Source organism: Anaeromyxobacter sp. SG66 (assembly GCF_022690805.1).
GTDB lineage: Bacteria > Myxococcota > Myxococcia > Myxococcales > Anaeromyxobacteraceae > Anaeromyxobacter > Anaeromyxobacter soli.
In genome coordinates this window covers 12949-27260 of sequence record NZ_JALCZC010000036.1, presented here as the reverse complement: position 1 = coordinate 27260, position 14312 = coordinate 12949, and the positions used below count along the sequence as shown (strand labels likewise).

Below are 14312 nucleotides of genomic sequence, written 5' to 3'. Positions count from 1 at the left end.
GCCTCGAGCGGCGAGCGGGGCCCTCTCGCATCCTTCGCGCGGGGCTACAGGGGGACCGGCAGCGGGAGGCGGTGGACCTTGTCCACCGACTGCGGGCCCTTCACGCCGTGACAGGAGACGCACTGCTCCTTGCCGTTGCCCGTCTCGCGCGCCGCGTGGGAGATCGCGTAGGCGGTGGCGTGGCACGCGGTGCACGCCGCGGCGATCGGGGGCGTCGTCGGCTCGTCCGCCCCGTGAGCGGACGATCCGGCGTGACGGATCGTCGGCGTCTCGTTCGCGACGGTGGGCGGCGAGGTCGCGGGGACCGCCTCGACGCGGTAGGTCCCCTCCAGGTGACAGAGCGTGCACCGGGCGAGGTCTCCGGGGAACTCGCCCATGTCGCGGAAGCGGAAGCTCCCGTAGCGACCGTACGAGACGTACGGGCGGAGGGTCGAGAGCTCCGCCGTGCCCGAGCGCCCGCCCGTGTGGATCCGGTGGATCATCACCTTGAAGTGGATCGAGCGCTCCTCGATCCCGTCGTAGGTGCTCGCGAGGTCCGTGTCGCCCGCGGCGGTCTTGGGGCGGGCGTGCCAGTCCGTCCGCTCCGGGGTGTGGCACGCGGAGCAGTACTCGACGCGCATGCGCATCTGGCCGTGATAGGCGATGCGCACGTGACAGGCGTTGCACTTCGCGACGTCGACGATGCGCCGGCGCGGCGTCGGATTTCCCCCGCCCGTGCCGCCCGCGGCGAGATCGATCCACACCGTCGCGGTGTCGGCGGGCTCGTAGAGGGACTCGCCCGTGTACGGCCAGGCGAACGCGTTCGCGACGGGGTCCCATAGCGGGGTGTAGGCGCCGCGCCGCGTGTCCAGGCCGGCGATCCAGGTGCCGCTCGCGTCGGCGGGGAGCGTCGCCTTGAACGTGTAGCTGAAGCGGCCGTTCACGTCCGCCGCCATGTCCACCGGGACGAGCTCGCTGATCGGGAGCGAGGCCGCGCCGAGCGAGCGGAAGTCCGGATCGGCCGGGCCCGCGATGGTGGCCTCGAAGTAGCCGCTGTGCCCCGGGGCCGCGTCGAAGGCGCCCCGCGGCACCGGGCTCGTGGCGTCGAGCGCCGGCGTCGGCGAGAGCAGGGACGTGAGCAGGCCGTCGCGATCCGAGACCGTGAAGACGATCGTCGGCGACATGCCGGGCAGCGCGTTCTTGACCTCGACGATCTCGAGCGTCGGCCTGTTCAGCCGCGGGCTCCGGAGCGGCGCGACGTGCGCCTCCGCGATGTCCACCTGGTCAGCCGGATCCCCCGGGAGCGACACGTGGCACTTCGCGCAGCCCGTGTCGTCGGGCTGCGGCCCGCCCGAGTGGGCGAAGTGGACCGGGTCCGGCGGCGCGCCCGCCCCGAACCAGACGTCCGCGTGGCAGCCCTGGCAGCTCCGCCGCGAGATCTCGGTCGCGAGCGCCGCCTCGCGCGCCGCCCCCGCGTGGCACGTGGTGCAGTTGCGGAGGTCCACGGGGAACGTGACGCCGCGCGCGACCAGCTTCGCCGGCTGTCCGTTGTCGGTGCGCGCGACCACCTGCCCGAAGATCCGCTCGCGGCTCTCCGCGCCGATCACCGAGAACCTCCGGCCGAGGAGCGGCGTGTTGCGCCCCGTGAAGAACGGCTTCGGGCTCGTCGCGCCGATGGGCGGCGCCTCCACGGCGCTGCTCGCCACGTAGAGCGTCGGCAGGTTCTTCCCGCGGTGGATGCGGTGCACGAGGCGCGACAGCTCGAGCGGGTTCGGATCCGTGTCGGCGGTCGCCGCGGCGGGCGCGGCCGGATCCACCGTCTGCCCGTCCGCGTGCTGGTACGTGTGGCAGGTGACGCAGATGCGGGTACCGGTGCGGGACCCGTCGTGCGCGCGCAGCGTGCCGTGGCAGCTCGCGCAGGCGGTGTCGAGAACGAGCTCGCGCCCCCGGAGCGGCCCGTGGTTCGGCACGAAGTCGAACGTCGAGGTGGTGAGCTGGGTCCCGGCGACGCCGGTCAGGAACGCGCCGACGCGCAGCGTCTCCGCGAGGTCCTGGCCGGCGGGGAGCGGGGCCGCGAGCGTGTACGTGAACGCGCCGCCGCCCTGGTCCGTCCAGGTCCCGGCCGTCTCCGCGCCGGGCTGGCGCGTACCGTGGAGCACCGCTCCGTCGGGCGTGCCCGGCCCTGCCACGGGGAGGTTCGCGAGCGTCTCCGCGCCGGTGAGCAAGAGGCTGCGCCACGCGGGCAGGGCGGTGCCGGGGTTCACGGGATCCGGAGAGAGCGCCGCCAGCGTGAAGGCCGGGCCGAGCGACCGCGCTGCCGCGAGGCCGAGGGGCCGCTCGTCGCGCGAGATCTGCAGGGTGACGACGACGTGCTGGGCAGCGTCCAGCGCCGCGCCGATGATCTCGATCCTCGGCCCGGTCGGCGGGGGCGATCCCACGGCGGCGCCGAGCTTCGGCGCCTGCTGGCATCCGCCGAGCAGCGCGAGCGTGACCGCCGCGGCCCAACCGCTGTTCGTGAACCGGCGACTCATCGATCCTCCCGGCGCGCGCGCCGACGCCTTCCCCGGCTCGCGTCTCGTCGCCATAGCACGAAGCAACCGAGAGGCACATTCCGCTTACCGCCACGCAGTCGCGAGGTGCGCGCGCGTCGGTCACCGGCAGCGCACCGGCGCAGAGGTGCGGACTGCGCCGCGTCAAGGCGACAGCCGCGAAGTTGACACCCACAGGATCTCGGCACGTACCATGCGCGCCGGGACCGACTCCGCGACGGACGAGCCGTCGCGGCGGGGAGGATGGACATGCGAATCGGCCGAGGCCCTGCGGGCCGGCCTCGCATCCTGGAGAGCGGAGCGTGCGCGGAGGCCCTCGGGGGCGCCGGGCGGCGCGGTGCGTCCTCCGGCTGGCTCGAGCCGAGCGGAACTTCGAGCGGGCGGCCGTGACGCGCCAGCTCGCCATGGCGCTCGCCGCCGCCTCCTCCCTCTTCGCCGCGTGCGCGCCCGAGCCGGGGATCGGCGTGCCTCAGCCGATCCAGGTCCCCGGCGGACCGGCCGAGCACTTCTCCACGCTCGAGCTGAACATCCTCGTCCCGCGGTGCGCCACCGCCTCGTGCCACGCCGGCGAGTCTCCGCCGGCGTACCCGCCCCTCGACGCGGGCCTGGCCTACGGCGCGCTCGTCGCGTCCCCCTCGCAGCAGGCCTCGCTGAACCTCGTCGAGCCCTTCGATCCCGCGGGCAGCTACCTCGTCATGAAGCTGCGCGGCACCGCCGGCGACGTCGGCGGGGTCGCGAGCGCGATGCCGATCGGCGACGCCGCCCTCGACGAGGCCGACATCCAGGCGATCGAGGCTTGGATCGCGAACGGAGCGCCGAATGACTAGCCGCAGCGCACCCCGGCGGATCGCAGCCGCCGCCGCGCTCGCCCTCGCCGCCACCCTGCTCGCCTGGGCGCCGCCCGCGCGCGCCAGCGGCGACAACGTGATCGTCTCCGGCTCCGTGTACGTGGACTACTGGGGCATCGAGCGGCGGGACATCGCCGCCCGCACGCCGCGGAGCGTCTCGCCGGACGCGTCGCTGAAGGTCCAGGTCGACATCAACGACGACCTCGCCTTCTCCGCCAAGGCGTGCTTCAGCTGCCACGGCATCGACCTCGAGCACGCCCACCTCGACTACACGCCGAAGACCTGGTTCAACGTCCAGGCCGGGCGCATCGCGGTGCCGTTCGGTGAATACGCGAACCGGGTCGATCAGTCCGGACACAAGACCGTGTCCGCGCCGCTCATCTACGACATGGGCCGCATGGCGTACGGCGAGAAGAACGCGATGAACCTCGGCGTCATGCCCCAGCCCTACTCCGACACCGGCGCCCTGCTGTACGGGATCACCTGGCTCGGCGAGAGCCTGCAGGTCTGGTACGGGCTCTACGGCGTCGCCGGCATGCGCGGCTCGAACGACCTCGACTTCACCTCGCTGCGCACCGTCTATTACACCGACAACAACGACCAGCCCGCCGGCGGCGGTCGGCTCGCCGTCACCTGGGCCTCCTCCGGCAAGGGCTTCTTCGGCGACGTGAGCGTCGGCGCCTCGGCCACCGGCGGCCGCTACGATCGCGCGGCGAAGCTCGACTACGCGGCCGTCGGCGCGGACGCGTCCATGAAGCTCGGCCCGGTCACGCTGCGCGGCGAGTACGCGGCGCGGCGCACCGACATCGACACGGCCGCCAAGGGCTACAAGTGGACGATCGTCGACCCCTTCGTCATGAAGGAGGGCTGGTACGCCGAGATCGAGCACCCGCTCGGCAAGCACGTGGACATGGTCTACCGCTACGACGAGCTCCGTCGTAAAGGCGTACCCCTCCCCGGCTCCACGATCACGCCGGACAGCCTCCTCGTGCGCTACACCGCGGGGCTCGTCCTGACGCCGGCACAGTCCACGTACGTGAAGCTCGGGTGGGAGTACTGGAGCGACAAGACGATGATCGGCACGCCGCCCGGCACGACGCCCTTCCAGGACTTCCACTCCATCCACCTCGGATTCGGAGGAGCCTTCTGATGTCCGTCACCTTCGCCGCCGCCGCCGTCCTGGGGCTCGTGCTCCAGGCCGAGCCCGAGAAGGCGCCCCCCGATCCCCGCGACTTCGGGCCGGGCACCATCGACGTCTCGTCGTATCCGGAGGAGCAGCAGCGCCGGTACGAGATCCTCATCGGGAAGTGCAACAAGTGCCACCCGGCCGCGCGGGCGGTGAACTCGCACTTCAGCTCGCAGCAGTGGAAGCGCTACATGAAGAAGATGCTGCGGCGCCCGAACTCCGGCATCAACGAGGAGCAGGCGCAGCGCATCTACGAGTTCCTGAAGTTCCGCGCGACGCAGGAGGGCCTGGGCTAGGCCCGGACCGCCATGTTCGCCAGGTTCGCCGATCGCACGAAGAGCTCGCTTCGCTTGCGCCTCATGGTGGCGACGCTCGTCCTCGTCGCCCTCGCCCTCGCCATCGCCGCGGTCGCGTTCGAGCGCGTCGCGCGCTCGGTCATCGTCGACGCGGTGCACTCGCACCTCTCCGCCCGCGCCGAGGAGGTCCAGGCCGCGGTCGTCCGGTTCCAGCGGGAGCGCGCGCTCGCCATCCGCAACTGGGCCGAGGCGGAGGCGATGCAGATGACGATCGACTCCGGCGATCCCAAGTTCGCCGAGGACTACCTGCGCAGGACGATCCAGGACCAGGGCGGGACGATCTCGGCGGCGGCGCTCCTCGACATGGACGGCGCCGTCATCGCCGCGGTCCGGGAGGGCGCCGCGGGCGAGCGCCGCGGGCTGCCGGTCGTGACGCTGCGCGGCGTGGTGCTCGGCGACGTGCCGGTGAAGGCCGCGCTGGAGGGCTCCGCCGAGCTCGGCGACGGCGTCGCCGCGGGGACGGTGCCGCTCTCGCGGCTCGATCCCACCGAGGGCAGCGCGCTCGGGGTGATGGTCGCCGCGCCCGTGAAGGACTTCGCCGGCGACCTCGTGGGCGTGGTGGTGGGCGTCCTCTCGCCGCACGGGCTCTCCCGGCTCCTCGGCGGGATCGCGGGCGAGGACGGGCTCTACCAGCCCATCGTCGCCGACGAGCGGCTCACGCTCGTCCTGTCGGTCCCGTCCGCCGACGCGCGCAAGGTGCACGCGCTCGCGGAGGCCGCGTCCGCGGCGCCCGGCGCGCTCGAGACCATCGCGCTCGCCGGCTCGGAGCCGGTGCTCGCCGTCCGCACCGCGCCCGACGCGGGCGTCCCCGGCTGGCGCACGTTCATGGCGGTCCACGAGGCGGACGCGTACGGCCGGCTCTACTGGCTGCGCGCCCTCCTCGGCATCCTGTTCGCGATCGTCCTCGCCGTCGCGGGCGTCGCGAGCATCGGCGCGATCCGCCAGGCCTCGCGGCCGCTCACGGACATCACCCAGTCCATGACCCAGGTCGCGAGCGGCGACCTGTCCACCCGCGTCCCCGAGGCCTACAGCGACGAGCTGGGCCACCTCGTCCACTCGTTCAACGTGATGGTGAGCGAGGTCGAGCGGTCTCGCGACGAGCTTCAGCGCACCGAGGCGCTCCGGCGCGAGGTGGAGATCGCGCACCGGATCCAGACCGCGATCCTGCCCGTGGCGCCTTCGCTCGCGGGCTACGACGTCGCGGCGCGCATGAAGCCGGCCGACGACGTCGGCGGCGACCTCTACGACCTGCTCCCGTTCGACGACACGTTCTGGGTGCTCGTCGGGGACGTCTCCGGACACGGCATCAACTCCGGGCTCGTGATGATGATGGCGCAGGCCGCGGCGTACGCGGCGATCGCCGAGAACCCGCGCGGCTCGCCGAAGACCGTCATCGCCGCCGTCAACCGCGTGGTGCACGAGAACGTCCGCCGGAGGATGCGGCGCGACGACTACCTGACGCTCATGGCAGCGCGCCACATCGGCGACGGGCGCTTCGTCGCTGCGGGCGCGCACCAGCCGATCTTCCTCTCCCGCGGGAGCGGCAAGGTCGACGTCATCGAGCCGGCGGGCCCGTGGTGCGGGCTCGGGCCCAGCGTGGCGCCGCGCGAGTACGAGTTCCAGGTCCACCCCGGGGAGATGCTCTGCCTCATCACGGACGGCATGGTCGAGGCGCCGGACGCCGGGGGCGATCTCTTCGGCGAGGACCGCCTCGCCCAGATGCTGTCCGAGCCCTCCGTCAGCTCCGCGACCGCCTCGCAGGCGCTCGCCGCGATCTTCTCCAGGGTCGAGGCGTTCGCCGCCACGCAGGCGGACGACATGACCGCAGTCGTCCTGAGGCGCCAGCCCCATGCCTGAGCAGAAGCCCGAGCCGCGCCAGCCCATCTACCTCATGCTGCGGATGAAGCCGCCCTGGGTCTTCATCGACGAGATCCGGCGCTTCGTCGAGTCGTTCTGCGCCTGCGCCTGCGAGGTCGCGGTGAACCGCGAGTCGCAGCTCGCGCTGGCGGTGCACGAGCTCATGCAGAACGCGGTGCCGTTCTCGCACGAGGAGGAGGTCGACCTCGTCCTCGAGGTGGATCCCGACGCCGATCGCGTCGAGGTGGCGGTGACGAACCGCTGCACCGAGGCGGAGTTCCAGTCGCTGAGGGAGCGCATCGAGCGCATGAACGAGGAGCCCGACGCGCTCCGCCACTACCTCGCCGAGATGAGCACCTCGCCGGCCACCGTGCGCGGCGGGCTCGGCCTCGCGCGCGTCCGCTTCGAGTGCCAGCTCGAGGTCACCTTGAGCCGCTCGGGTGGCCGCGTCACCGTCCACGCCTCCGGCGCGCTGCGCGCGCCGGCCCTGAAGGTTCCCGGAGGAGCCCATGCCTGAGTTGCCCGTCCCGACGAATCCGCTGCAGGTCGCGGACGACAAGTACTCCGCAGTGCTCGCGAGCGACGTGGAGGGTCCACGCGTCGTCTTCCGCGGCACGATCAGCACCGTCAACCCCGCGGTGATCCTGAACCCCTTCGTCGACGCGGTGCACGGCGAGCTCTCGCGGCTCGGGAGGAGGCGGGTCCGGGTGGATCTCCGCGAGCTGGAGTTCTGCAACTCCTCCGGCTTCAAGTCGTTCATCCACTGGATCGAGCGGATCGGCGCGCTGCCGGAGCCGCAGCGCTACTCGCTGCACTTCCTCTCCAACCCGGCGCGCAAGTGGCAGCGCACGAGCCTGCTCGCGCTCTCCTGCTACGGCGTGAACAGCGTCTCGATGGAGTAGGCGCGGCACCGCGCCGCCCCCGCAGGCGGCGCTCCGAGCTCGCGGCCCGTTCGCCTCCCGGCGGGCGGGCCGCGTCACATTGACGCAGCGTGATCGCCGCGCCGCGAGGCCACGCGCCGCTCCGGTCGGATGGGCGCATCCGAACGCCTGGCGCGGTCATCCGAACGCGCCGCGCGCTCTCGTCCTGCGGACCGCGTAACCCCGCGAGACGCCGTCGGCGAGCGGGGACCGCGCCCGTGGCGCGCGGCTTGCGATGTGAGGGGCCAACTCGTTCACGAGGCCCTTCATGCCCATCGGAAGCTCGCTCCTCTCGTGGCCCCTCGTCCTGGTCGCCGGGACCCTCGGCGTCGCCGCGGGCGTCGGCGGCTACGCCTTCGCGTACGCGAAGGGGACGTCGTACCTCGGCAACGACCCGGCCACGTGCGCCAACTGCCACGTGATGTCCGGCCACTACGAGGGCTGGCAGGAGTCGTCGCACCACGCCTTCGCCACCTGCAACGACTGCCACACCCCCGCCGCGCCCGTCGGCAAGTACGTGACCAAGGCCGAGAACGGGTTCCACCACTCGATGGCGTTCACGGTCGGCGGGTTCCCCGACGTGATCCGCGCGCGGGCTGCGAGCCGCGAGGTCGTCGAGGGCCAGTGCCGGCACTGCCACGCCGCCGTGGTCGACGCGATGACCGCGGGCGGCGAGGTCTCCTGCATCCGCTGCCACGCCTCCGTCGGACACCTCCGCTGAACCGCCTCACGTCACTCAAGGAGAAACGCAAATGACCCCCGAAACCGCCCCGAAGAAGCGCGGGCTCCTCCTCGCCCTCGTCGCGGGCGCCTTCGCGCTCGCCGCCGTGCTGGCCGCCGCCCTCCTCGTGAACGTCGCCGAGAAGAAGAGCGAGGCGAAGAACCCGACCGTGCGCGTGGTCGAGCTCACCGACGACACCGAGGATCCGGCCGTGTGGGGCAAGAACTTCCCGGCCGAGTACGACCTCTACAAGAGGACGACGGACATGGTCCGCACGAAGCACGGCGGCTCCGAGGCGATGCCCCACACGCCGACGGCGCAGGATCCGCGCACAGTGACCTCCCAGTCCAAGACGGACGCGGACCCGCGGCTCAAGACGATGTGGGCGGGCTACGCGTTCGCGGCCGACTTCCGCGAGGAGCGCGGCCACGCGTACACGCTCGACGACCAGATCTTCACGCAGCGCCAGGTCGTCGCGAAGCAGCCCGGCACCTGCGGCCAGTGCCACGCCTCCGTCTACGTGCCCATGAAGAAGCTCGGGAACGGGGACATCTTCAAGGGCTTCGAGGCGCTCAACAAGATGCCGTACTCGGAGGCGAAGCAGCACTTCAAGCACCCGGTCGCCTGCATCGACTGCCACGACTCGCAGACCATGGCGCTCCGCGTGACGCGCCCGGCCTTCCTCGAAGGCATCCGCGCCTTCAAGGCGGCCCAGGGCGTGCCGAACTACGACCCGAACACCATGGCGACGCGGCAGGAGATGCGCGCCTACGTCTGCGGCCAGTGCCACGACGAGTACTACTTCAAGGGCCCGGAGAAGCGGCTCACCTTCCCCTGGTCGAAGGGCATGAAGGGCGACCAGATCCTCTCCTACTACGACGAGGTCGGCTTCCGGGACTGGACGCACAAGGAGACGGGCGCGCCGGTGCTGAAGGCGCAGCACCCCGAGTTCGAGATGTGGAACCAGGGCATCCACGCCCGCTCCGGCGTCGCCTGCGCCGACTGCCACATGCCCTACATGCGCGTCGGCGGCACCAAGGTCTCGGATCACTGGGTGCGCAGCCCGGTGCTGAACCTGAACCGCGCCTGCCAGGGCTGCCACAAGTGGCCGGAGGAGGAGCTCAAGGCCCGGGTCGAGGCGATCCAGGACAAGCACCTCGAGCTCCGCGAGCAGGCGTTCGACGCCCTCGTCGCGCTGATCGGCGACGTCAAGGCGGCGAAGGAGGCCGGCAGGACGGACGCGGAGCTCGAGAAGGCGCGGTTCCTCCAGCGCCGCGCGCAGTTCCTGTTCGACTTCGTCGAGGCGGAGAACTCGACCGGCTTCCACGCGCCGCAGGAGGCCGCCCGCGTGCTCTTCGAGTCGATCGACGCCTCCCGCCAGGGCCAGATCGCGCTGCGCGATCCGTCCTTCAAGCCGACCGTCGCGGTGGTGACGATCCCCCCGCCGCCGGCCGCCCCCGGCGCGCCGGCCCCCGCCGTGCAGCCGGCGGCCCTCACGAGGTGATTCCCCGGGGCCTCCGGACGCGCTCCCCTGCCGCGCCGGAGGCCCTCTTCTCTCCACCGGAGGCCGCCGTGCCGAGACCGCTCTCGTTCCACGCCCGCCGCGAGCTGCTCCAGGCCTCCGCCGCCGCGTCGGCCCTCGCCGGGCTCGGCCTCCCCGTCGACGTGCTCGTCGCACGCGGCAAGGGCTGGTCGCGGCGCAGCGGTGCTCGCTCCGGCGCCGAGCCCCGGCCCCCGTCCGACGCCCGCGACGAGGGGGCGAGCCGTCCGGGCACGGAGGAGCGCCGGGCCCGCGAGCCGTCGGACGTCGAGGGCGACCGGGGCCCGCGATGATCGTCGCCGGCCTCGTCATCGAGACGGTCCCGGGCGCGGCGCCGCGCGTGGCCGCGCGGCTCCTGCACGAGCCCGGCCTCGCCCTCCAGGGCGGCGACGGGGATCGCCGCCTCGCGGCCGTGTTCACCGGCGCGGACGGCGCCGCGCTCGAGGCGCTCGCGGAACGGCTCGTGCGCGCGCACGAGGACCTCCTGGGCGTCTTCCCCACCTACGTCGCGGACGCGGGCGACGGGTCCGGAGATCCCGGGCCGGGCGGCGCCCGCTCGTGACGCTCCGTCATTTGCCGCCAGGCCTCGCGGCCCACTCGCCCGGAGCCACGGCGCTCGCCCGCTCCCGGGCACTTGGGGTTCCCCGCGCGAGGACCCGCGCCGCTCCCCCGGCGGTGGCAGCATCCGCACGCCGCCGCCCCGTTGCACCCGCCGTCACCACGCCGGCGGCGACCCTCACCCCGGAGGTACCATGAAGCTGACGACACGCATCACGCTCGCCGCGGCCCTCGCGCTCCTCGCCGGCCCCGCGGCCGCGCAGAAGAAGCCGGCGCCGGCCGGCAAGCCCGCCGCAACGAAGCCGGCCGCCGGCGGCGCGTGCGTCACCTGCCACGCGAAGGTGAACCCGAGCATCGTGAAGGACTGGGAGCTGTCCCGGCACTCGAAGGTCGAGGTCGGCTGCGTCGAGTGCCACGGCTCGGCGCACAAGACGAAGGACGACTTCGCGAACGCGAAGATGCCGACCCCGGACACCTGCGGCCAGTGCCACGACGCCCAGGTCGCCCAGTTCAAGAAGGGGAAGCACGCCTTCGCCTGGGCGGCGGTGAAGGCCATGCCGACCTTCCACTACCAGCCGGTCGCGATCCGCGAGGGGCTGAAGGGCTGCGGCGGATGCCACAAGCTCGGCCTCAAGACCCCCGAGGAGCAGGCCGAGCTGCGCAAGGTGGCCGGGCCCTACGGGAACGCCTCCTGCGACGCGTGCCACACGCGCCACCTGTTCTCCAAGGCTGAGGCACGCCGCCCGGAGGCCTGCCAGACCTGCCACATGGGGTTCGATCACCCGCAGTGGGAGATGTACAGCGGCTCGAAGCACGGCGTGCGCAACGCGCTCAAGCAGACGGGCGCGATCCCGCAGTACTCGGCCGCGCCGACCTGCCAGGACTGCCACATGCAGGAGGGGAACCACGAGGTCCGCACGGCCTGGGGCTTCCTCGCCGTCCGGCTGCCCTTCCCCGAGGATGACCCGCAGTGGAAGGCGGATCGCGTCACCATCCTGCAGGGCCTCGGCGTGCTCGACCCGTCGGGCAACCCCACCGGCCGCCTCGACGTCGTGAAGGCCGCCGACGTGGCGCGGCTCACCCAGGAGGCGTGGGACGCGGAGCGTACGAAGATGCTGAAGACCTGCAACCAGTGCCACTCGGGCGAGTTCGCGAAGGTCCAGCTCCAGCAGTCCGACGGGATGATCCGCGACGCGGATCACGCCATGGCCGAGGCGATCCGCGCCGTGGCCGGGCTGTACCAGGACGGCATCCTGCCCAAGCCGAAGAGCTACGCCTTCCCGTTCCCGGACCTGCTCACGTTCCACGACGCGCCCACGCCGGTCGAGCAGAAGCTGTTCGTGATGTTCCTCGAGCACCGCATGCGCGCGTTCCAGGGCGCGTTCCACGCGAACCCGGACTATGCCAACTGGTACGGCTGGAGCGAGATGGCGCGCGATCTCGTCGACATCAAGGCGGAGGCGGCCACGCTCCGGCGCGAGCACAAGGCCACGCCCGCCCAGGGTCCCGCGCCCGCGGCACAGCCCACGCCGAAGAAGTAGCGTCACGTAGGGTGATGGACGAGGGGAGGCGTCTCGAGGGCGCCTCCCCTCCTCGCGTCCGGGCGTCACCGCCCGTCCGGGTCCCTCGACGGAAGCCGCGGCGGTCGCTAGAACGGGCGCCATCCTAGGGAGGCCCCATGACCCGGCGGCTCGCCTCGAAGCTCCTCCTCGCCGTCACCGTCGCGACCCTCGGCTGTGCAGGGACGCGGCGTGACGGCGCCGCCGCGGCCGCCGCGCCCGGAAAGGCCGGCGCGCCAGCGGCCGCCGCCGCGCGGCGCGAGGGCCTGCCGCCCATCGTCGACCGGGAGCTCATCTTCGGTGATCCGGAGATCTCCGCCGCGCAGCTCTCGCCGGACGGAGCGTGGATCGCGTTCCTGAAGCCGCTCGACGGCACGCGCAACGTCTGGGTGAAGCCGGTCGACGCGCCCTTCGAGCAGGCGAAGCCGGTCACCGCCGACCAGGCGCGTCCCATCCCGGCGTACTTCTGGAGCTGGGACTCGCGGTTCATCCTCTTCGTGCAGGACCACGCGGGCGACGAGAACTACAACGTCTACGCGGTCGATCCGCGGGCGGCGCCCGCGCCCGGCGCGAAGGTGCCGCCGGCCCGCGGGCTCACCGATCTGAAGGGCGTTCGCGCCGAGATCTACGAGGTCCCGAAGGCGCGGCCCGGAGTCGTGTACGTGGGCCTCAACGATCGGGACGCCCGGTGGCACGACCTGTACGAGGTGGAGATCGCGACCGGCAAGCGGACCCTGCTCCGCCGGAACGAGCAGCGCTTCGTCTCGTGGACGTTCGACCTCTCCGGCCGGCTCAGGCTCGGCACGCGCGTGACCGAGCGGGGCGACACCGAGATCCTCCGCGTCGATCCCGCCGGGATGCAGAAGGTCTACGGCTGCACGGTGCTCGAGGACTGCTCCGCCGCTCGCTTCGATCCGGACGGGCGGGTGTACCTCGTCACCAACGGCGGCGCGGGCGACCTCCTCCGGCTCTCCCTGCTCGACGTCCAGACCGGGGTGGAGGAGGTCCTCGCGTCGGACCCCGAGAAGCGCGTGGACCTCAAGGCGCCGGTGTTCTCCGAGGCGACCGACCGCCTCGTCGGAGCCGTCTACGACGACGAGCGGCTGCGCTTCCGCTGGAGCGACCCCGGCTACCAGGCGGACCACGCCGCGCTGCAGGCCCGCTTCCCGGATCGCGACGTGCTCATCCAGTCCACCACCCGCGACGACCGGCGCTGGCTCGTGTCGGTGACGGCCGACGTCGAGCCGGGCGAGGTCTACCTCTTCGACCGCACGACGAAGGCGGTGACGAAGCAGTACCGCCTGCGCGAACGGCTGCCGCGGCAGGACCTCGCGCACATGCAGCCGATCCGCTACCCGTCGTCCGACGGGCTCGAGATCCCCGCCTTCCTGACCCTGCCCGCGGGCGTGCCCGCGAAGGCGCTGCCGCTCGTCGTCTTCCCGCACGGCGGGCCGTGGTGGCGCGACAGCTGGCGGTGCCACCCGTTCGCGCAGTTCCTCGCGAACCGCGGGTACGCCGTCCTCCAGCCGAACTTCCGCGGCTCGACGGGCTACGGGAAGCGGTTCCTCGACGCCGGAAATCTCCAGTGGGGCGACAAGATGCAGGACGACCTCACGTGGGGCGTCCGGTACCTCGTCGCCCAGGGCGTGGTCGATCCCAGGCGCGTCGGGATCATGGGCGGCTCGTACGGCGGCTACGCGACGCTCGCCGGCGTGACGTTCACGCCCGACCTCTACGCCGCGGCGGTGGCGATCGTCGCGCCGTCGAGCCTCATCACCTTGCTCGAGACCATCCCGCCCTACTGGGAGGCGGGCCGCATCGTGTTCCACACGCGGATGGGCAACCCGACCACGCCGGAGGGCCGGGCGCAGCTCGAGCGGCAGTCGCCGCTGAATCACGTGGCCGCCATCCGCACCCCGCTGCAGATCGTGCAGGGGGCGAACGATCCGCGGGTGAAGAGGTCGGAGTCGGACCAGATCGTCGTCGCGCTGCGCGAGCGCGGGTTCCCGGTGGAGTACCTCGTGGCGCCGGACGAGGGGCACGGCTTCCAGCGGCCGGTGAACAACATGGCGGCCTTCGCCTCCGCCGAGAAGTTCCTCGCGAAGCACCTGGGCGGCCGGTTCCAGGAGGACATGCCCCCCGCGGTGGCGCAGCGCCTCCGCGAGATCACCGTCGATCCGGCGAGCGTCGCCGCGCCGCAGCGCGCCGCGCCGGCGGCTGCCCCGCCGAGGTGACCCGC

Annotated in this window: 13 protein-coding genes; 12 read left to right on the top strand and 1 reads right to left on the bottom strand. The window is 72.6% G+C overall.

Annotated elements, in window-relative coordinates:
- Positions 1-44 precede the first annotated feature (44 nt).
- Positions 45-2510, bottom strand: a complete 2466-nt coding sequence (locus tag MNZ39_RS12150; protein WP_242338769.1) for an OmcA/MtrC family decaheme c-type cytochrome — start codon at positions 2508-2510, stop codon at positions 45-47.
- A gap of 404 nt (positions 2511-2914) precedes the next feature.
- On the opposite strand from MNZ39_RS12150, the gene MNZ39_RS12145 reads away from it, so the two are divergent.
- The 12 genes from MNZ39_RS12145 (at position 2915) to MNZ39_RS12090 (ending at position 14307) form a co-directional block, all read left to right on the top strand.
- Complete coding sequence (locus MNZ39_RS12145; RefSeq protein ID WP_242338767.1) at positions 2915-3355, top strand: hypothetical protein; 441 nt, start codon at positions 2915-2917, stop codon at positions 3353-3355.
- Positions 3348-4526, top strand: coding sequence for a hypothetical protein (locus MNZ39_RS12140; protein ID WP_242338765.1), 1179 nt, complete (start codon positions 3348-3350; stop codon positions 4524-4526). Before MNZ39_RS12145 ends, MNZ39_RS12140 begins: the two co-directional genes overlap by 8 nt.
- On the top strand, positions 4526-4858 hold the full coding sequence (locus tag MNZ39_RS12135; RefSeq protein WP_242338763.1) for a hypothetical protein: 333 nt from the start codon (positions 4526-4528) through the stop codon (positions 4856-4858). The genes MNZ39_RS12140 and MNZ39_RS12135 overlap by 1 nt, the downstream gene beginning before the upstream one ends.
- A 12-nt stretch (positions 4859-4870) precedes the next feature.
- Entirely contained in the window at positions 4871-6775 is a 1905-nt protein-coding gene (locus MNZ39_RS12130) for a PP2C family protein-serine/threonine phosphatase (RefSeq protein WP_242338761.1), read from the top strand.
- Entirely contained in the window at positions 6768-7292 is a 525-nt protein-coding gene (locus MNZ39_RS12125) for an ATP-binding protein (RefSeq protein ID WP_242338759.1), read from the top strand. The genes MNZ39_RS12130 and MNZ39_RS12125 overlap by 8 nt, the downstream gene beginning before the upstream one ends.
- Complete coding sequence (locus tag MNZ39_RS12120) at positions 7285-7677, top strand: hypothetical protein (protein ID WP_242338757.1); 393 nt, start codon at positions 7285-7287, stop codon at positions 7675-7677. Before MNZ39_RS12125 ends, MNZ39_RS12120 begins: the two co-directional genes overlap by 8 nt.
- Before the next feature lie 286 nt (positions 7678-7963).
- A complete protein-coding gene (nrfH, locus tag MNZ39_RS12115; RefSeq protein WP_242338755.1) occupies positions 7964-8416 on the top strand; it encodes a cytochrome c nitrite reductase small subunit in 453 nt (150 codons plus the stop codon).
- Positions 8417-8447: 31 nt separating this feature from the next.
- Complete coding sequence (locus tag MNZ39_RS12110; protein ID WP_242338753.1) at positions 8448-9920, top strand: ammonia-forming cytochrome c nitrite reductase subunit c552; 1473 nt, start codon at positions 8448-8450, stop codon at positions 9918-9920.
- Positions 9921-9988: 68 nt separating this feature from the next.
- The gene (locus MNZ39_RS12105) at positions 9989-10249 is read left to right on the top strand and encodes a hypothetical protein (RefSeq protein WP_242338751.1); all 261 of its coding nucleotides are present in this window, start codon (positions 9989-9991) and stop codon (positions 10247-10249) included.
- Positions 10246-10518: a hypothetical protein gene (locus MNZ39_RS12100; RefSeq protein WP_242338749.1), complete on the top strand. Its 273-nt coding sequence runs from the start codon at positions 10246-10248 to the stop codon at positions 10516-10518. Before MNZ39_RS12105 ends, MNZ39_RS12100 begins: the two co-directional genes overlap by 4 nt.
- 190 nt (positions 10519-10708) lie before the next feature.
- Positions 10709-12055: a multiheme c-type cytochrome gene (locus MNZ39_RS12095; protein ID WP_277957014.1), complete on the top strand. Its 1347-nt coding sequence runs from the start codon at positions 10709-10711 to the stop codon at positions 12053-12055.
- A gap of 137 nt (positions 12056-12192) precedes the next feature.
- Positions 12193-14307 carry a S9 family peptidase gene (locus tag MNZ39_RS12090; RefSeq protein WP_242338747.1) on the top strand — a complete coding sequence of 705 codons (2115 nt, stop codon included), beginning with the start codon at positions 12193-12195 and terminating at the stop codon, positions 14305-14307.
- Positions 14308-14312: the final 5 nt, after the last annotated feature.